We start from the raw sequence: 25,770 nt of genomic DNA, 5'->3' as shown, positions 1-25,770 counted from the left end.
TCAAATATTATCCTCAAGCGCTTCGTGCGTCAAAGATGAAAACATGCGTAAAAGCGAGAAAAACGAAGAAAACATTAATTTATTGAGGGAGGGGTTAGCATGAAACGTGAAAGAAAACCGTTTGGCCCATCAGTGGCGATTGCTTATTTCCTGATCATTACCTTGTTGCTTTCAGCATGTGGCGTATCCTCGAATGGTTCGTCTCCAGAAACCGGCAAGCCGTCAGTTTCAAATGCGTCTGAAACCAACAAACCTGCGGCCACCGATACTGCTTCTCCCGATACCGCTTCTCAAAAATTGACGGACGTAACTTTTGTCACCCTTCCAGTGACTGATTCGGCCATGGTTGTCTTGGCAGACAGTCAGGGGATCTTTAAGAAGAACGGACTCAATGTCAATATCGTGAAAGTGCAGACCGGCCCGGCTACAACGAGTGCCATTGTGTCGGGAGCAGCACAGTTTTCCCAAAGCAACTATGCCACGCTCATCTCAGCGAAAATGAAGGGTACACCGATCGAAATTGTGGCTGAAGCAGCACGTGCTCAAGAAGGATTCAGCGCTGTCATTACCGGCGTGAATTCATCGATCAAGGAGCCGAAGGATTTGCTCGGCAAACGGATCGCAACCGCTGTAATCGGCGGCATCGGACCGATTGCGATCAATCAGTGGCTGAAGGATAAAGGGATTGACTACACGAAGATTAATTGGGTGCAAATGTCCTTTCCGGAGATGGGGGCGGCTTTGGAAACGAATCGTGTCGATGCGGCTTGGGTTGTGGAACCGTTTGTAACGAAGTATACGAAAGTCAAGGATGCCAAAGCTCGAGTGGTTTTCGATGTATTTTCCGGACCAACGGCAAAGCTGCCGATTGCAGCGTATGCCGCTAATGAAAATTACGTCAAAGATCATCCGGATATTGTCGAAGCATTTGTGAAGAGCGTGCAGGAAGCCGCGGCGCTGGCTCAGAAGGACCCAACCCTGATCAAGAAAGTGCTGCCTTCCTTTACCTCATTGCCGGAGGAGCTGGTCAATCAGCTTTCGCTGGAGGAATATCCGTCGTCTACCGATATCGCAGAAATTCAAAGGGTAGCAAAAGCCATGCAGGATACGGGGGTCACCCAAACCGAGTATAAAGTGGATTCGATGATTTGGAAAAAATAAAGAAGTTCGATGCCATGAGCATGAAAGAAAGGGCTGCAGTTGCTGGCGTTAAGCCGACTGGAGCCTTTTGTTTTGTATTAAATTCGCATCTGCTTCAGGTTGCGGGCGGTTGGAATCCAGGATGAAGCTGCGATAACACTTGAAGGAAAATAGGTATAGAAGGATTAACATTCATTTTTTTCCATGCGACGACTAATTCAAAATATTTATCTTCCTCTGTTTCAATTTCCAAGAAACGAAGATTAGCATCGGACATCAGCTTGAAGCTGCGAGGCAGGACGGCAATCCCGATCTCCGCTTCGACCAGGATCAGCACGGTATCCACAAATCGCGGCTGGCTGACAATTCGCGGGATAAAGCCGCTGCTTTCACACAGCTTCACGATATAATCGTAGGAGCCGATAGGAGAGTCGTGGCGATTGTGTATAATGAATGGCTCATCCGACAAGTCGGAGAGCTTAATGCTCGATTGAGAGGCAAGCGGGTGATTTTTATGGGTCACAATGCAGTACGGGTCTTTGAGGATAGGCTGAATTTGAATTCCTTCGATTCGATGCAAACCGGCCGGGGATGTAAAACCTATGTCAAATTCTTTGCTCTCCAGCGCTTCCTTCAGCATTTTGCTGGGATAATGATTCAAATTGAGTTCAACCTTTGGATACAATTCTCGGAAACGTTTGATCACATCGGGCAGAAAGCTTCTGACATGGGTGGCAAGAAAACCGATAGACAAGCTTCCGATGACGCCGGATTCGGTTTGTCTGGCCTTATCGATCGCCTCAGCGGCTCGATTCAGGATCTTCGTGGCTTCCTGAAGAAATACCGCGCCTGCGGGAGTTAATTGAACAGATCGCTTGCTCCTGATGAACAGCTTGACACCGACCTTCTCTTCCAAATCCGCTATTTGTTGACTCACGGCTGACTGAGCGATAAAGAGTTTGTTGGCGGCTTCCGTAAAGCTTAAATGCTCAGCGACGGTTATAAAATAGCGTAATTGGCGAGTATCTAAATCCATATGAACTCTCTTCCTTAATAATGTTATTTAATCGTTCATGTTATTTTAACATTTTTGTAAATAAATTTTAATGATTTAATTCAACAAAATGATGGTTGCAATCGTATGAGAACGAGTGTACGTAAAGTGAAATTAATTATGAATTGACATCGAATCGAATGAAAGCAATAATATAACATTATCCGGCATTGGGTAAGATCAATAATGGAAGCAGCTTGATGAACGAGGTTATAAGGGAGGAACAGCCTGTGCTAGATGGTTTGAAAATCGGAGAACAGCGTTCGGTTTCCGCGGTGGTGACTCCGGAGATGTATGCCCAATTCGAAGGACAGGTTGTCCATGAAGTGTTCGGAACGGTGTGGATGGTCTATCATATGGAATATGCGGCGCGGCAAATCATTCTTCCCTATTTGAAGGAAGATGAAGAAGGCATGGGGATTGCCGTGAATGTGTCTCATCTAGCGCCGGCGGTCGCAGGCTCACGAATTACGGCGACAGCTGAATGCACGGCAATTCAGGGAAATCGGGTCGTAACCGATGTAGAGGTTCGCAACGAAAAGGGAATCATCGGAAAGGGACAGGTTACGCAAATTATACTCCCCAAACAATCCATTGCCGAACGGATCGAAAGAGCGGCCCGATAGAGCTCGGACCGAGTTGGGCAAGCTTATTCCGCAGCATCGCCTTTCAATTTCCGGCTTTCCAATTTTAGCGCTTGTTCATAATCATCAGGCGTATCGATATCGATTCCCCAGGATTCATTCCGGAAGTGGACCGGCATGCATTGATCCCGGTATTTACGGATGATCTCCCGGCCTCCGATATCACCTTGAAGCTCTCTAAATTCATGAAACAGACCGGCATCGAACAGGATGGGATGGCCCGCTTGTTCCATATATTTGGGCTGGAAAATAAGGTATCCGTTCGAACGTTCCTGTCGGTAGCGCTTGATGATTTCCTGCGGGACAGGCAACGGTACAAAGGGCTGATCGGCCAGAAATACGAAAGAGGCAGCCGCCTTTCCCTCCATGTGCTTGAACCCGGCTCGCAGCGAGCTGCCCATTCCGGTTGAATATTCTTCATTTTTGAGGATCGTCACTTGTGGGAAGGAGACGAGCTCCCGAAAGCCTTCCTCATGCTCGCCGACGACCAGAACAATCGGGTCCAATCCGCTCAATACCGCAGTCTCCACCGTTTGCAGAAAAAGCGGTCTACCCCGATAGGGAAGAAATAATTTCGGTTCTCCCATTCTTCTTGACAAACCCGCCGCCAAGATCACTGCCCCGATGGAACCCATTGCTTTCATTCGCCGCACTCCTGACTGCATCGCAGTAGTAAAATCGCAATCTATTCAGATTATACGGTTATTTGGTGCGGCTGACCAGCAGCAAGATCAAAAAGGAAATCAGCATTATGGAACCGGTCCACCACCAGGCAAAAGTCATATTTCCGGTGTCTACCGCCAAATAAATTGCGGTGGGAACGGTCTGTGTTCTGCCCGGAATATTGCCTGCAATCATCAACGTGGCGCCGAATTCCCCCAGTCCTCTGCCGAAGCCGAGAATATAAGCGGAAAGCAAGGAACGCCAGGCCAAAGGGAAGGTGATCCAGAAAAAGACCTGCCATTCGTTGGCCCCAATAGACCTCCCGGCATCCTCCAGTTCCTTGTCAATCGATGAAAACCCGACCTTCATGGTTTGGTAGACCAGGGGAAAGGCAACGACTACGGAAGCGATTACGGCGGCCCACCAGGAAAAAATAATCGGTTGATCGAACAACCATTCCGCAAATCGTCCGAGAATGCTGTTTTTGCCCAGCAGCAGCAGGAGGATGAAGCCGATTACGGTTGGAGGAAGAACCAGCGGCAGCATCAGTAAATTCTCAACAAACACTTTGCCCCTGAACGGTTTTCTTGTCATCCACCATGCGGCTGGAACTCCCAGAATAAAAACCAGGATGCTGGAGACGGCTGTGATTCGGATCGAAAGTTGAATTGGAGTCACAAACTCATATATACTATTCATGTCAAAACCTACTTCGGCAGGGAAAATCCGTATTTTTGGAAAACAGCCCGAGCCTCTGCACCTTGCAGAAAATGATAGAAGTCAGCGGCTTCCTTCGGATGACGGGTGGCCTTGACAATCCCGACCGGATATTCGATCGCTTTGTAGCTTTGGGGGTCGACGGTTAAGGCGATCTTGACTTGATCCGTTGTAAGGGCATCCGTTTTGTACACAAACCCGGCTTCCGCGTTGCCCGATTCCACATAGGTCAGCACCTGTCGGACATCCTTGCAGGGGACGAGCTTGGCCTGCAGATCATTGCCGATTTTGTAGAAAGCCAGCGCTTCCCTTGTATAATCTCCCGCCGGGACTCCCGGCTCGCCTATGGAAATATGAGTAAATTCCGGCTTTTGCAAATCGGCAAGCCGGGTGACGGAGACACTGCCGGTTTTCGGCGTGACAAGGACCAGTTCATTATGAAGCAGCACTTGCTGTTGATCTTGATCGATCAAATGCCCATCCACCAGAAGCTTCATGTTCTTGGCTGAAGCCGAGATGAAAATATCCGCCGGCGCGCCTTGTTCAATTTGCTGCTGCAAGGCTCCGGACCCGCCAAGGTTGAGGTTTAATTGAACCGATTTGTTGTTTTTCTCATAAATCGATTTGATTTCCTGCAAGCTGTCCGTCAGACTGGCGGCTGCCGAAATCGTCAGATCGACTTTCGCGTCGCTGCCGTTGGGGACGGTTTCCACAGATTTCCCGCTGCAACCCCAAAGCACGGACAAGAGTGTTAGGGCAAGGATCAAAAACAGGGATTTGCTTGGATTTTTGCTGAACGGCGACATTCGGCCATCTCCATTCATTTTCAATCAAATGATACTAATTATATCTAAACCATACTAATTATATTTTTTTATATATTAAAAAGTAAAGAGGGAATAAATTTTCAAGAGGGTGAATCCAATTTTCAGGCTGGAGGGATACATGGATGACGAACGATTCATCCTACACGACCGATGAAATTTCAAAGCTTCTCAAAATTTCCAAGTTGACGGTTTATGACTTGATTAAAAAAGGCGAATTGCCCGCTTACAGAGTCGGAAAACAAATGCGGGTCGATGCAGCCGATTTGGATGCTTATAAAATGAAGTCCAAGGGAGGAACCGTTCTACCGCCGAGAGCGGAGGCCGAACAGGTGTATCCCGGAGTCAGACCGATCGTCATCACCGGACAGGACATCAGTCTGGATAGTTTAGCCAAACATATAGAAAAAAAGACAAAAAACTATAGGCCTCTCCGTTCTTACGCAGGCAGCATGGACAGTTTAATCGCGATGTACCGCGGTGAGGCGGACATTGTCAGCATTCATTTGCTGGATGGCGATTCGGGAGAATATAATCTTCCTTATGTCCGCAAAATTCTTGTCGGGTTTTCCTACATTGTGATCAACCTGATGTCCCGGACGGCAGGAATTTATATGCAAAAAGGCAATCCCAGGAAGATTCGAAGCTGGTCGGATTTGCAGCAGCCCGGTCTTAGGATAGTAAACCGGGAAAAAGGCTCCGGCGCAAGAGTGCTGTTTGATGAGCAATTGCGGCTTCACGGCATTCCGACAGCAGCGATTAACGGTTATGAAACCGAAGAATCGAGTCACATGGGGGTTGCCGGCAAAGTGGCAATCGGGGAAGCCGATGCCGGTGTCGGCATCGAGAAAGCCGCGATGCTTGTAGGGGTTGATTTTATCCCACTTATCCGGGAACGGTATGATCTAATTATCTTGAAAAACCGTCAAAATTCGGAGCTGATTGAGGTGCTCAAATCGATTTTGCAATCGGAGGCATTCCATCGGGAGCTAACATCGATCGGCGGATACGATCTATCCAGTACCGGTAAAGTGTTTTTGGAAACATAAGCCGGAAGATTCAAGAAAAATAAAGAAGACAAATTCTGTTGGTTGATCGAAACGGAAATTGTATTTTTTTACCACATTAGAATTTATAAGTTTCCAGGCCCCCGGAAAGGAAAATTCTAATTGGCATCAAAACCTTCCTCTTTACGCGGGTCACTCATCATTGAATTGACCTCGGTAGAGGTTTTTTTATATTCATATATGTTATATTGCATAACATAATAATTCCATATATCAGAGAAATGGATCTGAATAAAATAAAAATTTTGATTTTTTTATATAAAATCTCTTATTAATTTGATTATATGTAATATAATATAACACTAAAACAAAAAACGACATAAAATTATTCAAAAAATTCTTGACACTAAGAATGCCGACTAGTAAAATAACGATATCATCAAATGTGATCTGTGATCTGTGATCACAAACATTTATTTTATACTTCATTTTGAACGTTTCTGCGTATTTTTCCGCAATTTACCCCGGTTTATGATATTATTCCGTAGATTAGCAAACTGAAACGGAGATGGGGCAATGTCATCGGAAATCATAAAAGTAGAATCTGTACAGGGAAAAGTCTATGAGAAATTAAGAGAACAAATCATCAATCGTCAATTGATTCCCGGCGAGAAAATAACGATCCGGCAAATTGCGGAGGCATATGGAGTCAGTGTGATGCCTGTGCGGGAAGCATTGCGGCAGTTGCAGTCGGAAGGTTTGGTTACATATGATCGCCGAGGAGTAACGATCAAGCTTTTATCGGCTCACGAAGTCCAGCAAATCATGGAAATCCGCAATCGCCTTGAAATCTTGGCGGCCGAATGGGCTTTGCCGAATCTGAAAAAGTCAAATGAGCAAAGGTTCGAAGAAATCGTTCGTGAAATGGACAATCAAATGGGCGATGTGAATCTATGGAGATCATTAAACCGCCAGTTTCATTTAGAATTTTATGCGATGTCCGGGTCCAAGCAATTAATGCAGATAATTGAAAATTTATGGGTTGCCATCGAACCTTATATGCGTTTGTACACTTCTACGGTCGCCTCACTGGAATTCGCCCAAAGACAGCATCATGAAATACTTGAAACCATTCGCAAAAAGGATACTGAAAAATTGAAGCAATTGATCAGCACGCATATTGGACATACAGCAAAAGTCATTTTGGAAAATTTTTGAGAAGTTGTCCAGTGCCATTTCAACTGCATGACCGGAAGCTGAGGGGAATGGCGCGTCAAAGCGTCCTTGAAGAATTCACATTTATACTGAAAGCGGGCTACTTCTGCTGTTTCTGAAAATGAAAAATACCGACGCTTAACGGTTTTTTCGTTTTCAGAAAGTTAATTCAGGCATGCTTTCGGTTGAATTATTTTTAGCGGATGTGAATTTTCCAGATAGGAAATTTACTGGGAAGGGGGTTGGTCAGCCGGAAATATCAGAATATAAAAATAATTCAAAATGAACTAAACTAAAGGAGATGAAAGTCGGATGTCAAATGTTAACGCAGAACTGCATCGTGTGGAAGAAGATATGGAGCACGTCATCTTGGAAGAGGAGTATGAACACGAATCGGTTCCTCTCAAAGCCAGAAAAGGCGTATTGTCTGTGTCAGCGGTATGGATGGGCTTTCCGATGATCATTACCGGCGCGCTCACCGGTTCGGCCATTGTTGCCGGCATTGGCTTCACCAAAGGCATGTGGGCTATTCTGCTGGGTAATTTGATCATGTTTGCCTATGTCGGCACGCTTGGCGTCCTATCGACGAAAAAAGGCTATAACTTCGCTCTTCAAGCCTCTACAACGTTCGGCCGGAAAGGCTATGTTGTTGCCTCCGGTCTATTATCGACCCTGATTATCGGATGGTTTGCGGTGCAGACAGGTTTGACGGGAACCTTTATGCATGACGCGTTTGGCGCCAATTTGTTTGCGATGACCTTGCTGGCGGGTCTCCTGTATATGGCAGTCACGTTTATAGGAATTAAAGCGCTTTCCTACATCGGAATCGTTTCAGCCCCGCTGTTTGTCGTTCTCGGTTTATGGGCCGTCACCGATGTTGTCTCCCAATCGGGATGGAGCGCGATTACTTCCTTTGCGGGAAATACAGCGACTCCATTATCGTTCGGTGTAGCAATTACGATGGTCATCGCGTTGTTTGCCGATGCTGGTACCATGACCGGCGATTTCAACCGTTGGGCTAAAAATCCCAGGGATTCACTCATCGCTACGTTCTCCGCTTTCCCCTTTGCCAATGTGGTTGCTTTAGTTTTCGGAGGGATTCTCACCGCTTCCGTAGCCAAAACGGACATCTTCCGTTTCTTTGCCGACAAGGGCGGATTTTTGGCGGTATTGGCAGTTCTGTTCTTGTTCATCAATCTCGGGTCGGTTTGTTCCCACTGTCTTTACAATGGTGCGGTAGGTTGGTCCCATATCGTGGGAGGACGCATGAGGGTGGCCACCATCATATTGGGAGCGATTGGAATTTTCGCGGCGGTCATGGGGATTTGGAGCTTCTTCATTAACTGGTTGACGCTTCTCGGTATTCTGGTCCCGCCGATTGGAGGAATTATTATTGTAGACCAATTTTTCTTGAGAAAAGGCGCGGATATTGCCGAGAATATTCGGGTCAAGCCGTTCGTCGCCTGGGGGATTGGTTCGGCGGTGGCTTTAATCGTGGAATTTAACGCCCCTCATTTTTCAACTGCAGTGGTCGGTTTAATCGTGGCAGCGATTGTTTACTGGATCATTGCAGCGAATGAAAAGGCGAGCGCGATTCAAAGCTCCACCGCCTCAAGAAGAATTTAAAGAAAAAGATTGCCAAATAGCATAAATACAGGGTTGAAAAATTTCGATAGGCTCACAGTATGATTTATACTACATTGGCATAGAAATATTCTAGCACTAAATACTATAATTTTACATATCCTTATCGAAATTTTTCACTTGTATTATGTTGTCACGGCTGGAGACGAAATCTACGGGGTGAGCCGATGCTGAATACGGGTATTTATGAAAGACTATGCACGCAGATTGTCGGCCGAAAAAATGAAATCGGCATCATTTTGGCGGCTATTCGGGCCAAACAGCCTATTTTGCTGATTGGAATGCCGGGTGTTTCCAAAACTACCATATTGAGCGCGATATCAAAAGAACTTAACGGGGAAGGGCGTCTATTTCAAGCTACCGGGGATGAGCAGCTAAGCGCCTATTCCCTGGTCGGCACCTTTGATCCCGCTTTAGTTATTAAAGAGGGCTACAAACAAGAATATTTTCTTCCCGGTCCATTGACGAAAGCGATGCGGCAAGGGGGGATTTTATATATCGAGGAATTCAACCGGGCGCCAAGCGGAGCGCTGAATGTGTTGATGACGGCGCTGTCGGACGGCTATATTGAAATTCCCCATTACGGAAGAGTGGTCGCCGAGTCCGGATTTTCGTTGATCGGTTCCAGCAATCCCATAGATGATATCGGTACGGAAAGATTGTCAAGAGGTTTGGCGGACCGTTTTGTCATGCTGGAATTAGGCTATCAATCGGAGGAAGAAGAAACCGAGATTTTGCGAAGGAAGCATCCGGGTTGGAGTGGGGATTGGCTGTCATACGCTATTCGGATCGCACGCGATTCAAGGGTGCATCCCGATCTGCGTTACGGTTCTTCGATCAGGGGGCCGATCGACTTTTTAAGTCTGTTGAACGGTTGGGCGAAGCCTTCATCCGAAATCATTCTGGCATCCGGAGTGGCCGCTTTTCTAAGCAAAATTCAAGTAAAGCCTTCCAGCGGACGCACGGGAGCTGAGGTCATCCGTGAAATCATGGAGAAAAACATGCCTCCCAAAGGTTATGAAAGGCTGTTTGAGCAGTGGCAAAAGGCAAGTGATTTTACCGATCAGGATTCGTCCGGAGGGGCCTTGGTAGAAGCCGGCGGCGGTGAAGCATCGGAAAACAGCAGCGGCGGTGCTGTCCGGGAGAATTCCGGCCCATCCCCGCCGATCCTTGAAATGGCGTGGAAAGGCTCGGGAGCGGGAGGGGTTCGCGGAGCTTCGGATCGAAGGCCGCATGAAGTTCCTTTCATGGATCTGCAGGTCCGTTTGACTTATGAAGTGGAGCATTTGAAGCAATATCGGTCCCAGCCCTGGATATCCTTGAAAGAAGTGGAGCAATGGGGCGAGCAAACGATAGCGTCCATTCGCAGTGGCCAGTCAAGCTTATACGGAAAGGAGGGGGTAAGGCTTTCAAGCAAATCGTGGCAGCAAGCGGCCGGCGGCGAAATCGATATCGAAGGAACTTTGGGCCGGCTGATGGGAGCGCCGCGCAGCATTCAACCGGATGATATCCGAATCCGGTACCGGGCTCCCATGAAGAAAAATTTTATCGTATTTATCGATCATTCCGGTTCGATGGTCGGCAGGAAGCTGGGGATTTCCGCCGTATTGGCGGGAGCTTTGGCCCGGCTGGGCACCAGAGAGCAAAGCAGATACGGAGTATACGCATTTGATCAGGAAATCAGCGCGATCAAACAGCTTCATCAGCCTCGCGATATGAAATCCGTGATTCATGAAATTATGCATTTGCCGGAAGGAAGAAGTACGGATTTGTCAGCCGTGCTTCTCTTCGCCTCGCAGCTGTTGGATGAATATGAAGCAACCGAGATGATCCTTGTCAGCGACTGCATGCCGACACGCGGCGAGAAAATGTTCGCCAGTCTGAATCGGCTCGTCCAGAAAATTCCCAGTCTGCACATCTGCTATGTAGGAAGCCAGTCTGGCAGCGACTTTACAGTGGAAACGCTTAACGGAACCGCAAAGTTAGATCTGTACGGTTGGTGGGGGTACAAATGGGCAGGCGCAGATCGATTTTACGTCATCCATGATTTATCCGACGTGCCCCAAGCGGTCCATGCAATGGTTGGCCATCAAAGTGGTATTCTTGTGTGAAGAATTCATTTTTGGGTGGAAGTGATTTTCAAGATAGATGAGGGAGGAATTGTTCGATGAAAAAAGAAATTACGCTGAAAGTCAACGGCAGAGACAGAACGGTTTATATTGATCCGAGCCGTACGCTTCAAGATGCGCTGCGCTTGGACCTGGAGATGACGGGATCGAAAAAGTGCTGCAATGACGGGTATTGCGGAGCCTGCACCGTGCTTTTGGACGGAAAGTCGGTCAAATCCTGTCTGGTATTCGCGATGGAAGCCGAAGGAAAGGAAATCACCACCATCGAAGGGCTTTCCAGCGAAATGCAATTGGATCCGATTCAAGAAGCGTTCATCGAGCATGGCGCGGCACAGTGCGGAATGTGCACCCCGGGCATGATCATGTCGGCCAAGGATTTGCTGGAGCATAATCCGGCGCCGTCCCGGGATGAGATCAAGGAAGCGATCAAAGGGAATTTGTGCCGCTGCACGGGGTATGTCAAAATCATTGACGCGATCGCCTCGGTGGCGAAAAAAAATAAGCCCGCTGCGGCGGAAGGGGTGCTTGCCCAATCCGGCTCGAAATGGGTGGGCAAAAGCGTTCCGCGCGTCGACAGCCGGGAAAAGGTGACGGGTCAGGCAACCTATATCGCCGACTGGGTTTTACCCGGAATGCTGTATGGCGAAATCCTGCGCAGCAACGTCCCCCACGCCAGGATTGTAAGCATCGATACGAGCGAGGCGGAAAAGCTTCCCGGTGTTTTTGCCGTGATTACGGGCAAGGACATGGCCAACCAATTCGGCCCTTTTGTCGCTGACGAAACTGGATTAGCCGTGGAAAAAGTCCGCTATGTCGGAGACGGAATCGCCGCGGTGGCGGCCATTAACGAGGAAATTGCGACGAAAGCGCTGGGTCTCATCGAGGTGGAATATGAAGAGCTTGCCTTTGTGGTCGATCCGGAGGAGGCCATGAAAGAAGGAGCTCCTTTAATTCATGATGCCGAGCTGAATATTGCGGCGCACAACCGCGTCGTTGCGGGCGATGTGGATGCCGGCTTTGCCGAGGCCGATTACGTGTTCGAGGATCGCTTCGAGACGACCAAGCAAGCGCATGCCTGCATGGAACCGCATATTTGCATCGGCCATTGGGAAGCCTCCAACAAAATTGTGCTCTATGATTCAACCCAGTCCACCTTCTTTATGAGATTTCATTTATCCAATATTTTCAAAATGTCAGCAAGCAAAATCCGCATCGTAGCCCCGTACATCGGGGGCGGTTTCGGCAGCAAAAGTGAAGTTCATGCCATTCATGTCTGTTCATTGATCTTATCCAAGAAGACGGGACGTCCGGTCAAAATGGGACATACCCGCGACGAGGAGTTTACTTCGTCCCGGACCAGACACAAGGAAATTATCTATTTGAAGACCGGCGTCAAAAAAGACGGCACGATCACGGCCCGGCAAGCCCGCGTCATTCTCGACAACGGCGCTTATACCAGCTACGGGCCGGGTGTGTCGCTGACACAGTCCATGCTTGGCGGCGCGGTCTACCGGATTCCGAATTATCGTTATGACGGATATGTCGTCTATACGAACACGCCGATCGGCGGAGCTTTCCGGGGCTTCGGGTCGCCGCAATTCACCTTCGCAGCGGAAAGCCAGGCGGATATGATCGCCAAACGGATCGGAATGGATCCTTTGGAATTCAGACGCAAAAATTTGACACAGCCTGGAGACAAGGCGATTTCCGGTCCTCAGCTGACGACCAACGGCGCCATGAAGTCGATGGAATTGGCTGCCGAAGCGCTCGGCTTCTCCGACAAATACAATGGAAAGAATAAATTGCGCGGCGTAGGTCTCGCGGTCGGGACTCACTTTACAAGCGGCAAATTCCATCCGGAATCGAACGCCGACTTTACTGGGGCAACCGTGAAGGTGAATGAGGATGGATCGATCAATGTCCTGTCCGGGCAAATCGAGATGGGTTCAGGCAACGCAACCACGCTGTCGCAAATTGCCGCCGAAGAATTCGGAGTGGACATTGAGGATGTCGAAATCATCATGAGCGATTCGGAAACGATTCCTCCGGATATGGGGACGTTCGGCAGCCGCGGTACGACATTGGGCGGCAAAGCCGTATACATGGCCTGCCAAAAAGCGAAGAAGACGATTGCGGAAGAGGCGGCAAAGACGTTCGAATGCGATCCGGAAAGCATCATTTTTGAAAACAAACAGGTTATTTGCAAGGATGATCCTTCCAAGCGCGCAGGCTTGGGCCAAATGGTGGCCGGCATGATGTTCCGCGACGGCGGGGGTAATCATGTCGTAGCCAGCGCCCACTTTGACGCCCCTTGCGCATTGCCGGACCCGGAAACGGGCGTAGGCGATTTCGCAATGTCGTACTCCTTTGGCACGCACGCGGTTGAGGTTGAGGTGGATGAGGAGACCGGAAGGGTTACGATTTTGGATTTCGTGGCCGTGACGGATTGCGGGAATGTCATCAACCCTGCCGGTGCCGAAGGACAGGTCGAAGGCGGGGCGATGCAGGGGATCGGGTATGCGATGTATGAGGACATCAAAATCCGCGACGGACAGCCGATTAACACGCGTTTTGGAAACTACAAAATCCCTACAGTCATGACGGTTCCCCCGATCCGGACGCTGTGGGTGGAAACCGACGATCCGCGGGGCACCTACGGTTCCAAAGGCCTTGCCGAGATGGGGCTGGTTCCGACGGCGCCGGCAATTGCCAATGCGATTGAAGATGCCATAGGCGTACGCATCCAGACGCTTCCCATCACACCTGAAAAAATACTTCAAGCATTAAAGGAAAAAAGAACGCGGGAGGCCCAAGAGGTTTTATGAAAATCGAAGAAAAGGTTCATCTTGATGTCGTCGCAGAGGATATGTGGAAAGTCATGAACGATATCCCTGTGATCGCCAAATGCATCCCTGGAGTCGAGGCGTTCGAACCGGAGGGCGACAATGTTTATATCGGCAGCATTAAAATGAAGGTCGGCCCGATCGCCGTCAATTTCAAGGGGAAGATTACTGTCCTGGAAGTGGATGAGGAGCAGCGCAAAATTTCCATGCGGGCGGAAGCGTCGGACAGCCGGATCGGCTCTAATGTGAAAGTGGTGCAGACCCTTTCCGTCATCGCTGCTGACGGCGGCTCGGATTTTGCGGTTGAAGCGGATGTCGACATGCGAGGCAAGCTGGCCCAGCTCGGTTGGGGGTTAATCCGTCCCAAGGTAACCAGCACGATGCAGGAATTTGCCGAAAACCTGAGGATATATATGGAAGAAAACAAGGAAGAAGCTCCGGAAACGGATCAAATTTCAAGCGCTTTGGATTGACTATGAAACTAAAGGAGTGAATCTCATGGAGTACGTAAAACCCTTGACAATACAAGAAGCAGTTTCGGCTTTGGTCGAGTTTGGGGATGGCGCGAAGCTGGTTGCCGGAGGCCAATCCCTGCTTGCCATTATGAAGCAGGGAATATTGGAGCCGGATGCGCTCGTGTCTCTTTCAGGCATTGATGAATTGAAAGCGGTCCGCAAGGCGGAGGACGGTTCTTTGGTCATCGGCGCGATGGCAACCCATGATAAGGTGATGCGTGACCCGCTTGTTCGCGAGCAGGCTCCCCTATTGGCGGATACGGCCAGGCGAGTAGCTTCCACGCAAATCAGGAATATGGGCACATGGGGCGGCAATCTGTCCCATGGGGAGCCGGGGGCGGATCCGCCAGCAGCATTGATTGCAGTTGGAGCGTCCGTGGAAATCGCAGGCCCGGATGGGTCCAGGACGATTCCGGTAGAAGATTTGTTCGTTGATTACTTGACGACAGATCTGAACCATGGGGAAATTCTGTCAAAAATCATTGTACCCGTTCAACCGGCTAACAGCGGCGCTGCATATATCAAGCATACGGTTCGGGATGACGGCGATCTGGCGATTGTCGGAATCGGTGTAAGGGTCACCATGGATGAAGCCAAACAAAAAATTGCCGAGGCGCGGATCGGCATTAATGGGGCTTCCTTGACCACGATCAGAGCGCTGAGTGCGGAAGCGCTGCTGCAAGGCAAAACGCCGGATGACGAGCTGTTCGCTCAAGCAGGGGTATTGGCGGCCGAAGCATGCGATCCGCTGGATGATGCCGAAGCATCCGCGGAATATCGTGTGGAGATGGTTAAAGTGCTGGTCAAAAGGGCATTGAAGCAAGCTTTAGCTGCAGCAAAATAAAGAATGACACGGATTGGTGTTTGTGAATGTCTCCGCCGGACGGCTTCTGCCATCCGGCGGGTTCCAATCCCGGAAAGCCGAGAAAATTTAAGAAGGTGATAATATGTCAACTACCATCGATTTTAACTCAGATATGGGGGAAAGCTATGGGCTGTTCCGCTATGGCGAGGACGAGAAGGTTCTTCCATATGTTACGTCAATCAATTTGGCATGCGGCTTTCATGCCGGAGATCCGGTAGTCATGAATAAAACGGTTCATTTGGCCAAAGAATTGGGAGTTAAAGTGGGTGCCCATCCCGGTTTTCCCGATATTATGGGATTTGGCCGACGTTACATGCAGATTACCCCCAAGGAGATGTATGCTTATGTTTTATACCAAATCGGAGCCTTATACGGTTTTTTAAGAACGGCAGACATGGCCCCGTCCCACGTAAAACTGCATGGCGCATTATATATGATGGCCTTGAAGGACCCCAAATTGTCCGAAGCGCTTTGCGAAGCGGTTTATCAATTCGATCCGTCTCTTCCGATTTACACCCTTGCAGGCTCGGAAACGGCAAAGGCCGCCGAAAAAATCGGAATTTCCGTGATCACCGAATTTTTTGCGGACCGTCCATATACGGAGGAAGGGGTAAAGATGTTCGGCTGGACGAAAGAGGAAATTGGAAGTCCCGAGGACATAGCCGATCGCGTGCTGGAGATGGTCGAAACGGGTTCGATCACGGGTTTGGGCGGAATAAAGGTGCCTGTAAAGGCCCAAACCGTCTGCGTGCATTCCGATACGCCGGATTCACCGGAAATCGTCAAAACGATCCGCCAAACCTTGGAAGCGAAGGGGGTAAGGTTCAAAGCTCCTGAACGGGAAACGATATTGAAAGGGGAATTCTAGCAATGAAGGACATTGTGGACAAAGTAAAGCAATTGGCAAACGAGAATGAGCAGGCTGTGCTGGCCACAATTGTCGGTGTCGACGGTTCAACCTATCGAAAAGAAGGAGCGAAAATGATATTTGCGCGTTCCGGCAAGCAATTCGGCACGATCAGCGCCGGTTGTCTGGAAGCGGATATCGCTTTAAAAATAGAAGGAATCCTGGATTCCGGCCAACCGGAAATCTTGACCTACGATATGCGAAGCGAGGAAGATTTGCTGTGGGGGCTCGGCTCCGGCTGCAATGGAAAGATTGATGTTTTTGTCGAGCCGATCTTCTGGGAATGGATTCCCCCCTTTCAGCGGCTTCCGATTTGGCCGCAAATCGACGATTTGCTGAAACAGGGACATCATGTGGCCGCAGCCAAAAGCATCGACGGGCAGATCCAAGCATCGGCAACCTGCATGCTGACAGACAAAGGCCAGGTGATCGGGACGCTGGGCAGCCCGGAGGCAGATCGGCTGGTGAAGGAAAGGCTCGAGCAATTTCTGGCGCAAAACGAAAAGAAGCAGACGGTCGTGATTGAAGGGTTGGGCACGACGTTCTTCCTGGATCGTTATGAACCCAAAAACAAGCTGTTTCTGTTCGGGGCGGGTCCGGATGCCGAGCCTGTTGCAAGGAGTGCATCCAAGATCAATTTTGAGGTCATCGTGATTGACCACCGTGAATCCCGGAACACGGAGGAATTTTTTCCTGATGCGAGTCAGCGGATCATCGCTCATCCGGAACGCGCACTGGAAGAAGTCCCCATTCATCCGGAGGATTACGCGCTGATCATGACCCACAGCTTTGAAAAGGATCGGATTCTATTATCGAAGCTCGTTCAGCAGCCTATTAAGTATTTGGGTGTACTGGGTCCGATTTTGAGAACACAGAAGCTTCTTGACGCTGAACAATTGCCGGAATGGATTCATTCGCCGGTAGGTTTGGATATCGGGGCGGACGGTCCGGAAGAAATCGCGGTCAGCATTATGGCGGAGCTGTTGGCTGTAAGAAACGAAAAGGACAGCAAAACCGTAAAACCGCGTCAAGCGCCAACTGTCCTTGAATTATGAAGGAGTGAGAATCTCCGGATAACCGATTTTACAAACAACGCATTTAACCGGGAGAAGCGCGCTCTCCCGGTTTTTGGGCTGCGGACAGATTGAGATTTTACAGAGATTAGATAAAAAAGCCAAGCGGGTAGATGCCACCAAGTCCGGCCAACGGCAGACCCAGGGGAAAAAACCTGCCATATGGGAAGAATCCGCCGAATGTACCGAAAAATTGACGATGCTCTCCCTCTTTTTCCGGCGCTGGAATGGCCAGCGTCACCTTCTCTTGATCCACATTTGCAATAAAACCCTCATAGACTTTACCGTCGTTCATTTGAACCCTGACATATCGATGCAGATACTGCATACAGACATGATAGGGATATTGATGCATCATATTTCAACGCCCTCCCGATTGATGTTATCCACACTCAACATCAGTCTATGGATTTTTGCCTAAAGCGTGAACGGCATCCGCCCAGATTGCAGAATAAAAACAGGACTCAGTTCAAGGATTGTTTTACGTTCTGTTCTGCATTCCGCGCGAGTATACTAGAATGACCGATTTTACGGAAGAAAGGCGGGGGACGATGAATATTTCCGTCGCTGTGGTGCATGGAATGGGACCGTTTCGGGAGGATTTCTATAAAGATTTTGAAAGGAGACTCAAAAAACGTCTGGCTAAGCTGAATCCGGATGTCCGGCTGACGGTGGACGGTGTTTACTGGTCGGACATTCCCGATCGGCTGGAGGATCGATTGTGGGAGAAAGCGAATGTGGAGCAATTGCGTTGGAAGCAGGTGACTCCATGGATTCCGCTAAGGAGCATCTTTATCCATTATCTTGGCGACGCCATTGCCTATCAGCCTGTTTCCGGCAGAGCATCCGGGAAGCCGGACAATTTCATACCTGCCGGCTCCATCTATGAGGATATTCACGAGCGGTTTGCCCAAACCCTGAGCAGGCTGGCGGACAAAGCCGGCGGCGATGCGCCTTTGTGCGTGGTTTCCCACAGTCTCGGAACCGTCATCGCCAGCAACTATTTCTATGACTTGCAGCATCGCAAAATGGCCGTAAAAGCGAGACGGGTGATGGGCACGGACGCTTCCCGGCTGGAACGGGGAGAAACGCTGACCCATTTTTATACGCTGGGCAGTCCGATCGCTTTATGGACGCTGAGGCACGATGATTTCGGCATTCCGATCCGCGTTCCTTGTCCCGAGATGAGCAGTCGTGGAAATGCGATAGGGGAATGGGTCAATTTTTACGATAAAGACGATATCATTGCTTATCCGATCAAAAATTTAAGCCGGCAGTACAATGCGGCGGTGACGGAGGATCTGGAAATAAACTGTGCGGGTTTTCGCAGCTGGACACCCTTCGCGCACGGCATGTATTTCAAAACAAAATCGGTGCTGAACCGGATCGCAGCCTCATTAAACAGGCTTGCCGCCGAAATGGAATCGTTTCATCAGGCGGCCGCGGGAAAAGAACCTCGTGCGGTGATTTCCAAGCGCTGAATTCCGTTGAATTCAGAAGATTAAATCAGATTGTTCCGCTTCAAGATTTGAATCGTTCTCGAAGGATTGCACGTATCCACGAAAATATTTGAATTTTCTCCAAGGTAAATCGCATAAACGGTTACCTTGTGGTACAGGCTGCGATAGATGCTTCTGATAATGCCGGGGGTTCCGGCGACAATTCCCAGCACCTGAAGCACTTTCTTCATCCGAAGCCTGACTCCCAAGGATTTCAAAACATTTCTGGCCGTGGCGGTGTCGCTTATGCTGACAGCACCCTGTGGACCGACGACGAGTCTGACCAAATTCGTTTTGCCGATTTTGGTTTGCATATAACCGGCGATGCTGACTCTTTTTCCGGCAATACCGCCCAGCACGCTGTTGAGGATGCTGTCGCTGGCGTAAAAGGTGAATTGGGTTCTGGTCAAATAGGTGAAGTTGCCTGTCTGGCTGATTTGCGCGTGGCGATTGCTTATGTTTTTCATTCCTGCTCACCCCTCTTGTTTTTTATAGACTACTTTATGCTTGGATACCGGGGAGGGGCACGGTACTTGTCCAAGTTACTTGTCCGACTCAGCAAATGATGATGCAAACAAAAAAAATGCCGAGGGGGAAGGCACGCAGATTATAGCCTAACCTTGTTTGTTTGCTGCATAGGCAATTTTAACATCCTGGTCGTTGATCGTCGCATCGATCAGATCGCTGTCGAAATTCATGTTGGTATTAAGAGTGGATTGATTGTAATTTCCGAGAACGCTTCCTTGTGCATAATTGATTTTTGAGTGTGAATCCATTCCGGTAATCTGGCCATCGCCGATCAATAAGGAGCTGTTTTGAGATATCGAATTCACATGAATGGAATCCGCATGAATATTCGTTACCTTTTCCTTCCCGGCGGAGTCTTTGGTCAAAACAATATGAGTGTCCCTGTCATCAATCGGCGTATCAATGAAATCCGGATCATAAACGATGGAAAGATTATTGTAAATTTTATTGGATCTTCCGCTAATCGTGGCGAATATCGTGTTGAACTTTCTGTGGGAACTCCATCCCACGGCAATATTGCGCTCGGCAATGAAAATCCCGGATTGGGAGGATATCGTTTGTACGGAGATATTGCCTTGAATAATCAATTGGCTGAATTTGCTCATACAGCTGCACCGGCGCTCGGTTTGAAATCCTGATCGAAGATGTTTCCATCGACGACATCGGGGTCAAAATTCAAGTCTCTCTCGAAGAAAAACATATTTCCAACTCCATAAGTACCGCCGTGCGCCGCATTAAACTTCTGATTGGCATCCCATCCCGAGGATATGCTTTCCCCAATAAAAACAGGCGAGTTTTGCTGGGGACTATTCACATTTAACACACCGATATTGATAAATGATGGCATTGGTTAATCCCCTTTAGAGTATTTTTGCCGCTGAATCCCGACAATCGCCCACATGGTCATATCAATACATTATGTTTGAAAATCCCCAAACGTGATTTGACCGGGATTTCGTCATGCGTGAAGCAGAAAAGGGGTGCACCCTGAACGTTCTTTTCCAGGGGCACCCTTATGGCATGTGATGTCATTTGATCCGCGGAGCGCTTGATTTGCACCGCTTTTGCGCGCCCCGTCGCAGAGGGCATATTGCCCGAATGTCGGCAGCTTAAGCCTTGACCCGCAGCAGCCGCAGCGCGTTCAGCGTGACGATCAGCGTCGCTCCCATGTCCGCGAAAATGGCCAGCCACAGCGTCAGCCAGCCGGGGATGACCAGCAGCATCGCCAGCAATTTGAGCAGCAGGGCAAAGGAGATGTTCTGCTTGATAATCCGCAGCGTCCTGCGGCTTAATTCGACGGTAAAGGGAAGTTTCGCCAAATCGTCGGCCATCAACGCGATGTCCGCCGTCTCTAAAGCGGTATCGGAGCCCGCGCCGCCCATGGCGATCCCTACATCGGCGGCGGCGAGCGCCGGAGCGTCGTTCATCCCGTCACCGACCATCGCGACTTTGTCCGACTGCCGGAGCTGTCGGACCACCTCAAGCTTTTCCTGGGGCATCAGCTCCGCCTTTACTTGGTCGACGCCCGTTAGACGGCCGACCGCTTCCGCCGCTGCCCGATGATCGCCGGTCAGCATCACAATGCTGCCGATGCCGGCTTTCCGCAGCTCCAGGATCGCCTGTTTGCTGTCGGGTCGCACCTCGTCAGCCGCAGCGATCAACCCCGTGACCTGCCCCTCCGGACCGAACAGGATCACGGTTTTTCCTTCATCGTGAAGCCGCTCGCTCTCACGGGAGACCGTTTCCGACATACCTTCAGGAAGCATTTCGGCCCAGAGCGCGGGACTTCCCGCATAATACTTTGTTCCGCTGACCACCGCTTCGATGCCCCGGCCGGTTATGGAGACGAATTGTTCGGCGGTCCACCGGCCGATATCGATTCCCATCTCCTCCGCTTTGCGGATGACGGCGGCGGCCAACGGATGGTGGGATTGCCGTTCCATGGCGGCGGCGATTCCGAGCCATTCGCCGGCCTCTCCATGAAAGGAGACAAGCTCGGTAACCCGGGGAACCCCTTTCGTCAGCGTCCCGGTTTTGTCGAAGGCGACGGCAGACAAATGGGCCGCTGCTTCAAGATGAACGCCGCCCTTGATCAGCACGCCGTGCTTGGCCGCATTGCCGATCGCGGTGACAATCGCGACGGGCGTTGAAACCACCAGCGCGCACGGACAACCGACTACGAGCAGGGCAAGCCCCTCATAGATCCATGTTTCCCATCCGGCGCCCAGAAGCAGCGGAGGAACGACGGCTGTGCCGAGCGCCAGCAGGATGACGGCCGGTGTGTAGAATTTGGCGAATCGGTCCACAAAGGCTTGGGACGGCGCCTGTTCAGCCTGGGCTTCCTCTACCAAATGGATGATTTTGGAGATCGTCGTATCCTCGGCCCGCCGGGTAACTTCAACTTCCAGCACGCCTTCTCCGTTGATCGTGCCGGCGAACACTTCATCGCCGGAGGATTTGGCGGCGGGAATCGATTCCCCGGTAATGTTTGCCTGATTGACGGCGGAGCAGCCGCCGACCACAAGTCCGTCCATGGCAATCTTGTGTCCGGGCTTGACGATCATCCGGTCTCCGATTCGGATGTCCCCAACCGGAATTTGCAGTTCCCTGCCGTCTCTGCGGATCGTCGCTTCCTTGGGGGCGACTTGCATCAAAGAGCGGATGGATTGCCTGGCCTTATCCATCGAATAGCTTTCCAGCGCTTCGCTTAAGGTAAACAAGAACACGACGGTCGCCCCTTCGCTCCACTGTCCGAGCGCGGCGGCTCCCAAGATGGCAATGGTCATCAGCGTTTTGATGTCGAATTGGAGGCGGGAGAGGTTGCGCAGTCCCTGCAGGAACAGGCTGTATCCGCCGATGACGATGGCAAGCCCGAATATTCCTGCCGCAGGCGGAATACCGGCTGCAGCGCCAAACCCGAGCGGCTCAAGCAGCCATCCCGCCAGCAGCAGAACTGCGGAAACAGCGGTTCGAACCGCCGCTTTGCTTTTCAGGAAGGGTTGTTTTTCCATTCTCCAGCGTTCTTCTTCGGGGAAGACCTTCAGCCCTTCGAAAGCCCCCGCCTTTTCCAGCTCGGCAACGCTTGTTTTGCCGTATATCGTTATTTTTGACGCTCCGAAATTGACGCGGGCATTCTCCACATCGGGGAGCGATTTGACGTTTCGCTCGAATTGCGCCGCACAGCTTGCGCAGGTGAAGCCTTCCACCCGAAATACACAGCTGTTCTCACCCGCTTGTGATTGTTCCGGCAGATTCCGTTCGATCGCGGACTTCATTTTCTGTTCCCTCCTCCGTATGGGCCAGCGCCACAAGGACCAACTGCCTGACATGATCGTCCTTCAGAGAGTAAAACACCAGTTTTCCTTCTTTTCGGTACTTGGCCAAATCCAGATTCCTCAGCAAGCGAAGATGATGGGAAGCGGTCGCCAGCGAAGAGCCGATAATATTAGCCACATCGCATACGCACAGCTCATCCTCCAAACACAGCGCATAGGCGATTTTCATTCTTGTATCATCCGCCATCGCTTTGAACAGCTTTGTCATCGAAGGAATATTTTTGCGGACGATCAGATTCGTTAAACGGTTGACTTTTTGTTCATCATAGCAGTAAATTTCACAGCGGTCCCGTTCCATGGACCTCACCTCAATCAAATCATTGTTTGAATATAATTATACTTCATTTTCCAGTTATAATCAAATAGATATTTGAATGAATCTTAAAAAAACGTCCAGAGGACGTTTAGGCTGACGAGAAACCCCATAACCATGGGAATGAAGATCCATAGGGTTGGGGGGGTATCTTCTGTAGAGACCTGGCGTTCGCCTTTGAAACCGGGGAAATACCGCAATTTCCAATCCCATTTCCTGGTTTCAAGAGCGACGGAAGAAGATACCCCCCATCCGACAAAAAGACTTCATTTCATCTTTAGGGTTTCTCGTCACTCTGAAAGTCCAGAGGACGTTAGAGGGACGTTCAATATTCAACCCGGGTAATGTTCTCCAGCGGCTTCAAAGGATCCTCCTTATGTTCTTCCATTTCTTCCTCCATCAGCTTCCGATGGTGCTCATCGGCCAGATCGAAATAAAAATAACGGGGGACTTTCTCTTCTTTCGGTTTGTTGCCATCCATCCTATTTCACCCCTTTAGCAGAACTTATCGATAGTATGCGCCGCATTTGGAAAATCATGCATCGCCTGCGGTTATAATCCAAGAACTTGAAGCACAATAAATGAAAGGAAAAAGTTGACTGCAAAGGAGGCGCCATCATGCAGAGATTTTTGATTGTCAGCGGGTTTGCGCTGATTTTGGCTGGGGCGTTGTTTGGAGGAATGTATGCCAGTGTGTTTTTGGCGGACACGAAAATCTCCCAGAGCGACGCCATGAAGGAAGCTTTTGAGATCGCCGGAGAATCTCCGTCTAGTGCAAGCAGACTGGGAGACTTGTTTGTCCGAAAAATGCTGTACGACGACAGGATGGCCAGCACGCACGGTCATATGACACTGATGGGCATCACATCCCTGGTCATAGGAAACTTTATCGCCACGTTCCGTTTATCCCGCAAGCTGCTCATGAGCGCATCAATACTGCTTGTATTCAGCGGGTTTTTGCTGCCGATCGGCGTGTTAGCCGAATCGTGGCAAGTGAAATTAGGGGCCTACAGCGCGGTAGCGGGAGGAACGCTCTTTACCTTTGCGATTCTCTTATTTTTTATCGGCTATCTGCGCGGCATGAAATCCTTATAGCTTGCCGGCAAAATAGATGGATATAAATGGGCAAAGGGGCTTTTTCTTTTGCGGGTGAATGGTTTAAAATGGATATGTTGTGTGAATGACTTATCAGTTGGATAAGGGAGGAAATTTCAGGGACATGGCCAAAAACAAGCGGATTGTCATCGGAGCAAGCAAACCTCCACTGGATGAGAACATTTTGCTTTCAACGCAGAAAGTGATCAAGCTCGCACTGGAAAAGCTGGGGTATGAAGAGACGTATTATGAATTGCTCAAGGAACCGCAGCGGCTGCTGACGGTTCGCATACCGATCCGAATGGATGACGGCTCAACCCGGATTTTTACCGGTTACAGGGCGCAGCATTCGGATGCCGTAGGACCGACCAAAGGGGGAATTCGATTTCATCCCAATGTTTCCGCTGAAGAAGTATCGGCATTATCTTTATGGATGACCTTGAAATGCGGTATTTTCGATTTGCCCTTCGGCGGGGGCAAGGGAGGAATCGTTTGCGATCCGCGCGACATGTCCATCAGGGAATTGGAGCGTCTGGCCAGAGGTTATGTGCGGGCGATCAGCCAAATTGTCGGGCCGACGAAGGATATACCGGCGCCCGATGTTTACACGAATGCACAGATCATGGCTTGGATGCTTGACGAATACAGCCGGATCCGGGAGCACGATTCCCCCGGATTTATCACCGGCAAGCCGCTTGTGCTTGGCGGTTCCAAGGGCAGAGAAAAAGCGACTTCTCTCGGGGTCGCGATTGCCATCAGGGAAGCCGTTGCTTCCGCTGGAAAAAGCATGGACGGGTTATCGGTATGCATACAAGGATTCGGGAATGTGGGCAGCCATCTGGCCGAAATTCTGGACGAATGGGGGGCAAAGGTGGTTGGTATCAGCGATGTCAATGGCGGCATTTATGAAGAAAAAGGCTTGGATATCTCCTATCTGCTGGATCGGCGCGATTCCTTCGGCAGCGTGACCAGCCTGTTTTCCAACCGCATGACGAACGCGGAGTTTCTGACGATGCCTTGCGATGTCTTGGTTCCAGCGGCTTTGGAAAATCAGATCACACTGGAGAATGCGGATCAGATCCAGGCGCAGATGATTGTGGAAGCTGCCAACGGTCCGGTCACTCTGGAAGCATCGGAAAGGCTGCACGAACGAGGCGTTCTGATTGTGCCGGATATTCTGGCGAACGCCGGCGGAGTGACGGTCTCTTATTTCGAATGGGTTCAAAACAACCAAGGATTCTATTGGAGCGAAGAGGAAGTCAATCAGAAGCTGGAGAAAATGATGGTCGAAGCGGTGCATAAAGTGCTGAATACGGCGCGTATCGGCAAGATCACTCCGCGCCTTGCCGCTTATATGATGGGAATCGAGAAATTTGCTTTGGCCAGCCATTTGCGAGGATGGATTTGAAAGTTAGGTTCGGACGGCAAAAAAAGTTTCCTGAACGAGCTGTTGTTCTGGAAACTTTTTTGTTTGGTCGATCAGAGCAGCGGTTATCAGCGGGCGGAGGTGCGGTCTGTCCGCTATTTTTTGACGCTTTCGGAAGGATTGTTCTGAGCCGGCTGCTTGGAATTTTTGGCGATCACCTCTTCGGCGAATTCTTCGTTATATTTGTACTTGCTGCCTCTGTTTTCTTTGGCTTTGCTGTCTTTTTTCGTACGAATCACCTCCCTCAATAAATTAATGTTTTCTTCGTTTTTCTCGCTTTTACGCATGTTTTCATCTTTGACGCACGAAGCGCTTGAGGATAATATTTGACGAA

At 49.9% G+C, this 25,770-nt stretch carries 26 protein-coding genes; 14 read left to right on the top strand and 12 right to left on the bottom strand.

Annotated features, from left to right (window positions below):
- Positions 1-99 precede the first annotated feature (99 nt).
- The gene (locus tag VF724_RS18540; protein WP_371755735.1) at positions 100-1,161 is read left to right on the top strand and encodes an ABC transporter substrate-binding protein; all 1,062 of its coding nucleotides are present in this window, start codon (positions 100-102) and stop codon (positions 1,159-1,161) included.
- Between the two features lie 94 nt (positions 1,162-1,255).
- Here the strand turns inward: VF724_RS18540 and VF724_RS18535 are convergent, their stop codons facing one another.
- The gene (locus VF724_RS18535) at positions 1,256-2,176 is read right to left on the bottom strand and encodes a LysR family transcriptional regulator (protein WP_371755734.1); all 921 of its coding nucleotides are present in this window, start codon (positions 2,174-2,176) and stop codon (positions 1,256-1,258) included.
- Between the two features lie 248 nt (positions 2,177-2,424).
- On the opposite strand from VF724_RS18535, the gene VF724_RS18530 reads away from it, so the two are divergent.
- Positions 2,425-2,820, top strand: a complete 396-nt coding sequence (locus VF724_RS18530) for a thioesterase family protein (protein ID WP_371755733.1) — start codon at positions 2,425-2,427, stop codon at positions 2,818-2,820.
- A 23-nt stretch (positions 2,821-2,843) separates the two neighbouring features.
- On the opposite strand, the gene VF724_RS18525 is transcribed toward VF724_RS18530, so the two are convergent.
- Genes VF724_RS18525 through modA form a run of 3 tightly spaced genes read right to left on the bottom strand, consistent with a single transcriptional unit; the run spans position 2,844 to position 5,024 of the window.
- On the bottom strand, positions 2,844-3,482 hold the full coding sequence (locus tag VF724_RS18525) for a nucleotidyltransferase family protein (RefSeq protein WP_371755732.1): 639 nt from the start codon (positions 3,480-3,482) through the stop codon (positions 2,844-2,846).
- A 58-nt stretch (positions 3,483-3,540) separates the two neighbouring features.
- Positions 3,541-4,200: a molybdate ABC transporter permease subunit gene (gene modB, locus VF724_RS18520; protein WP_371755731.1), complete on the bottom strand. Its 660-nt coding sequence runs from the start codon at positions 4,198-4,200 to the stop codon at positions 3,541-3,543.
- 8 nt (positions 4,201-4,208) lie between these two features.
- Positions 4,209-5,024, bottom strand: coding sequence for a molybdate ABC transporter substrate-binding protein (gene modA, locus VF724_RS18515; RefSeq protein WP_371755730.1), 816 nt, complete (start codon positions 5,022-5,024; stop codon positions 4,209-4,211).
- A gap of 143 nt (positions 5,025-5,167) precedes the next feature.
- Between modA and VF724_RS18510 the strand changes: the two genes are divergently transcribed.
- The 9 genes from VF724_RS18510 (at position 5,168) to VF724_RS18470 (ending at position 17,222) form a co-directional block, all read left to right on the top strand.
- Positions 5,168-6,091 carry a substrate-binding domain-containing protein gene (locus VF724_RS18510; protein ID WP_371755729.1) on the top strand — a complete coding sequence of 308 codons (924 nt, stop codon included), beginning with the start codon at positions 5,168-5,170 and terminating at the stop codon, positions 6,089-6,091.
- 534 nt (positions 6,092-6,625) lie between these two features.
- On the top strand, positions 6,626-7,267 hold the full coding sequence (locus VF724_RS18505) for a GntR family transcriptional regulator (protein ID WP_371755728.1): 642 nt from the start codon (positions 6,626-6,628) through the stop codon (positions 7,265-7,267).
- Between the two features lie 309 nt (positions 7,268-7,576).
- A complete protein-coding gene (locus tag VF724_RS18500) occupies positions 7,577-8,890 on the top strand; it encodes a purine-cytosine permease family protein (RefSeq protein WP_371755727.1) in 1,314 nt (437 codons plus the stop codon).
- Positions 8,891-9,075: 185 nt separating this feature from the next.
- Positions 9,076-11,019: an AAA family ATPase gene (locus VF724_RS18495; protein WP_371755726.1), complete on the top strand. Its 1,944-nt coding sequence runs from the start codon at positions 9,076-9,078 to the stop codon at positions 11,017-11,019.
- Positions 11,020-11,075: 56 nt separating this feature from the next.
- The gene (locus VF724_RS18490) at positions 11,076-13,862 is read left to right on the top strand and encodes a molybdopterin-dependent oxidoreductase (protein ID WP_371755725.1); all 2,787 of its coding nucleotides are present in this window, start codon (positions 11,076-11,078) and stop codon (positions 13,860-13,862) included.
- A complete protein-coding gene (locus VF724_RS18485) occupies positions 13,859-14,353 on the top strand; it encodes an SRPBCC family protein (protein ID WP_371755724.1) in 495 nt (164 codons plus the stop codon). The genes VF724_RS18490 and VF724_RS18485 overlap by 4 nt, the downstream gene beginning before the upstream one ends.
- A 25-nt stretch (positions 14,354-14,378) precedes the next feature.
- Positions 14,379-15,239, top strand: a complete 861-nt coding sequence (locus VF724_RS18480) for an FAD binding domain-containing protein (RefSeq protein WP_371755723.1) — start codon at positions 14,379-14,381, stop codon at positions 15,237-15,239.
- Between the two features lie 103 nt (positions 15,240-15,342).
- Complete coding sequence (locus tag VF724_RS18475) at positions 15,343-16,128, top strand: LamB/YcsF family protein (RefSeq protein ID WP_371755722.1); 786 nt, start codon at positions 15,343-15,345, stop codon at positions 16,126-16,128.
- Between the two features lie 2 nt (positions 16,129-16,130).
- On the top strand, positions 16,131-17,222 hold the full coding sequence (locus VF724_RS18470) for an XdhC family protein (RefSeq protein WP_371755721.1): 1,092 nt from the start codon (positions 16,131-16,133) through the stop codon (positions 17,220-17,222).
- 106 nt (positions 17,223-17,328) lie between these two features.
- Here VF724_RS18470 and VF724_RS18465 read toward each other — a convergent pair whose 3' ends face one another.
- Positions 17,329-17,598: an LSm family protein gene (locus tag VF724_RS18465; protein WP_371755720.1), complete on the bottom strand. Its 270-nt coding sequence runs from the start codon at positions 17,596-17,598 to the stop codon at positions 17,329-17,331.
- Positions 17,599-17,758: 160 nt separating this feature from the next.
- On the opposite strand from VF724_RS18465, the gene VF724_RS18460 reads away from it, so the two are divergent.
- Entirely contained in the window at positions 17,759-18,721 is a 963-nt protein-coding gene (locus VF724_RS18460) for a chemotaxis protein (RefSeq protein WP_371755719.1), read from the top strand.
- A 20-nt stretch (positions 18,722-18,741) separates the two neighbouring features.
- Here the strand turns inward: VF724_RS18460 and VF724_RS18455 are convergent, their stop codons facing one another.
- The 6 genes from VF724_RS18455 to VF724_RS18430 form a co-directional block, all read right to left on the bottom strand.
- Positions 18,742-19,206: a hypothetical protein gene (locus VF724_RS18455; RefSeq protein ID WP_371755718.1), complete on the bottom strand. Its 465-nt coding sequence runs from the start codon at positions 19,204-19,206 to the stop codon at positions 18,742-18,744.
- Positions 19,207-19,353: 147 nt separating this feature from the next.
- Entirely contained in the window at positions 19,354-19,872 is a 519-nt protein-coding gene (locus VF724_RS18450; RefSeq protein ID WP_371755717.1) for a hypothetical protein, read from the bottom strand.
- Entirely contained in the window at positions 19,869-20,114 is a 246-nt protein-coding gene (locus VF724_RS18445; protein ID WP_371755716.1) for a hypothetical protein, read from the bottom strand. Before VF724_RS18445 ends, VF724_RS18450 begins: the two co-directional genes overlap by 4 nt.
- 262 nt (positions 20,115-20,376) lie before the next feature.
- A complete protein-coding gene (locus tag VF724_RS18440) occupies positions 20,377-22,542 on the bottom strand; it encodes a heavy metal translocating P-type ATPase (protein WP_371755715.1) in 2,166 nt (721 codons plus the stop codon).
- Positions 22,493-22,900: an ArsR/SmtB family transcription factor gene (locus tag VF724_RS18435; protein WP_371755714.1), complete on the bottom strand. Its 408-nt coding sequence runs from the start codon at positions 22,898-22,900 to the stop codon at positions 22,493-22,495. The genes VF724_RS18440 and VF724_RS18435 overlap by 50 nt, the downstream gene beginning before the upstream one ends.
- A gap of 340 nt (positions 22,901-23,240) precedes the next feature.
- Complete coding sequence (locus tag VF724_RS18430) at positions 23,241-23,396, bottom strand: hypothetical protein (RefSeq protein WP_371755713.1); 156 nt, start codon at positions 23,394-23,396, stop codon at positions 23,241-23,243.
- A gap of 137 nt (positions 23,397-23,533) precedes the next feature.
- Between VF724_RS18430 and VF724_RS18425 the strand changes: the two genes are divergently transcribed.
- Together VF724_RS18425 and VF724_RS18420 are read left to right on the top strand one after the other, a co-directional pair.
- A complete protein-coding gene (locus tag VF724_RS18425; RefSeq protein WP_371755712.1) occupies positions 23,534-24,010 on the top strand; it encodes a hypothetical protein in 477 nt (158 codons plus the stop codon).
- 124 nt (positions 24,011-24,134) lie between these two features.
- Entirely contained in the window at positions 24,135-25,418 is a 1,284-nt protein-coding gene (locus VF724_RS18420; protein WP_371755711.1) for a Glu/Leu/Phe/Val family dehydrogenase, read from the top strand.
- A 113-nt stretch (positions 25,419-25,531) separates the two neighbouring features.
- Here VF724_RS18420 and VF724_RS18415 read toward each other — a convergent pair.
- On the bottom strand, positions 25,532-25,770 hold a 239-nt coding region (locus VF724_RS18415; RefSeq protein WP_371755710.1), incomplete at its 5' end, for a hypothetical protein.

Source organism: Ferviditalea candida (genome assembly GCF_035282765.1).
In the GTDB taxonomy this organism is placed as follows: domain Bacteria; phylum Bacillota; class Bacilli; order Paenibacillales; family KCTC-25726; genus Ferviditalea; species Ferviditalea candida.
Note: the sequence above shows the minus strand (reverse complement) of the source record. Positions and strands in the feature narration are given on the sequence as shown.

Coding starts and splice junctions, on each gene's coding strand:
- VF724_RS18540 (WP_371755735.1), top strand. CDS start 100: ATGAAACGTGAAAGAAAACCGTTTGGCCCATCAGTGGCGATTGCTTAT.
- VF724_RS18535 (WP_371755734.1), bottom strand. CDS start 2,176: ATGGATTTAGATACTCGCCAATTACGCTATTTTATAACCGTCGCTGAG.
- VF724_RS18525 (WP_371755732.1), bottom strand. CDS start 3,482: ATGAAAGCAATGGGTTCCATCGGGGCAGTGATCTTGGCGGCGGGTTTG.
- modB (WP_371755731.1), bottom strand. CDS start 4,200: ATGAATAGTATATATGAGTTTGTGACTCCAATTCAACTTTCGATCCGA.
- modA (WP_371755730.1), bottom strand. CDS start 5,024: ATGTCGCCGTTCAGCAAAAATCCAAGCAAATCCCTGTTTTTGATCCTT.
- VF724_RS18510 (WP_371755729.1), top strand. CDS start 5,168: ATGACGAACGATTCATCCTACACGACCGATGAAATTTCAAAGCTTCTC.
- VF724_RS18505 (WP_371755728.1), top strand. CDS start 6,626: ATGTCATCGGAAATCATAAAAGTAGAATCTGTACAGGGAAAAGTCTAT.
- VF724_RS18500 (WP_371755727.1), top strand. CDS start 7,577: ATGTCAAATGTTAACGCAGAACTGCATCGTGTGGAAGAAGATATGGAG.
- VF724_RS18495 (WP_371755726.1), top strand. CDS start 9,076: ATGCTGAATACGGGTATTTATGAAAGACTATGCACGCAGATTGTCGGC.
- VF724_RS18490 (WP_371755725.1), top strand. CDS start 11,076: ATGAAAAAAGAAATTACGCTGAAAGTCAACGGCAGAGACAGAACGGTT.
- VF724_RS18485 (WP_371755724.1), top strand. CDS start 13,859: ATGAAAATCGAAGAAAAGGTTCATCTTGATGTCGTCGCAGAGGATATG.
- VF724_RS18480 (WP_371755723.1), top strand. CDS start 14,379: ATGGAGTACGTAAAACCCTTGACAATACAAGAAGCAGTTTCGGCTTTG.
- VF724_RS18475 (WP_371755722.1), top strand. CDS start 15,343: ATGTCAACTACCATCGATTTTAACTCAGATATGGGGGAAAGCTATGGG.
- VF724_RS18470 (WP_371755721.1), top strand. CDS start 16,131: ATGAAGGACATTGTGGACAAAGTAAAGCAATTGGCAAACGAGAATGAG.
- VF724_RS18465 (WP_371755720.1), bottom strand. CDS start 17,598: ATGATGCATCAATATCCCTATCATGTCTGTATGCAGTATCTGCATCGA.
- VF724_RS18460 (WP_371755719.1), top strand. CDS start 17,759: ATGACCGATTTTACGGAAGAAAGGCGGGGGACGATGAATATTTCCGTC.
- VF724_RS18455 (WP_371755718.1), bottom strand. CDS start 19,206: ATGAAAAACATAAGCAATCGCCACGCGCAAATCAGCCAGACAGGCAAC.
- VF724_RS18450 (WP_371755717.1), bottom strand. CDS start 19,872: ATGAGCAAATTCAGCCAATTGATTATTCAAGGCAATATCTCCGTACAA.
- VF724_RS18445 (WP_371755716.1), bottom strand. CDS start 20,114: ATGCCATCATTTATCAATATCGGTGTGTTAAATGTGAATAGTCCCCAG.
- VF724_RS18440 (WP_371755715.1), bottom strand. CDS start 22,542: ATGAAGTCCGCGATCGAACGGAATCTGCCGGAACAATCACAAGCGGGT.
- VF724_RS18435 (WP_371755714.1), bottom strand. CDS start 22,900: ATGGAACGGGACCGCTGTGAAATTTACTGCTATGATGAACAAAAAGTC.
- VF724_RS18430 (WP_371755713.1), bottom strand. CDS start 23,396: ATGGATGGCAACAAACCGAAAGAAGAGAAAGTCCCCCGTTATTTTTAT.
- VF724_RS18425 (WP_371755712.1), top strand. CDS start 23,534: ATGCAGAGATTTTTGATTGTCAGCGGGTTTGCGCTGATTTTGGCTGGG.
- VF724_RS18420 (WP_371755711.1), top strand. CDS start 24,135: ATGGCCAAAAACAAGCGGATTGTCATCGGAGCAAGCAAACCTCCACTG.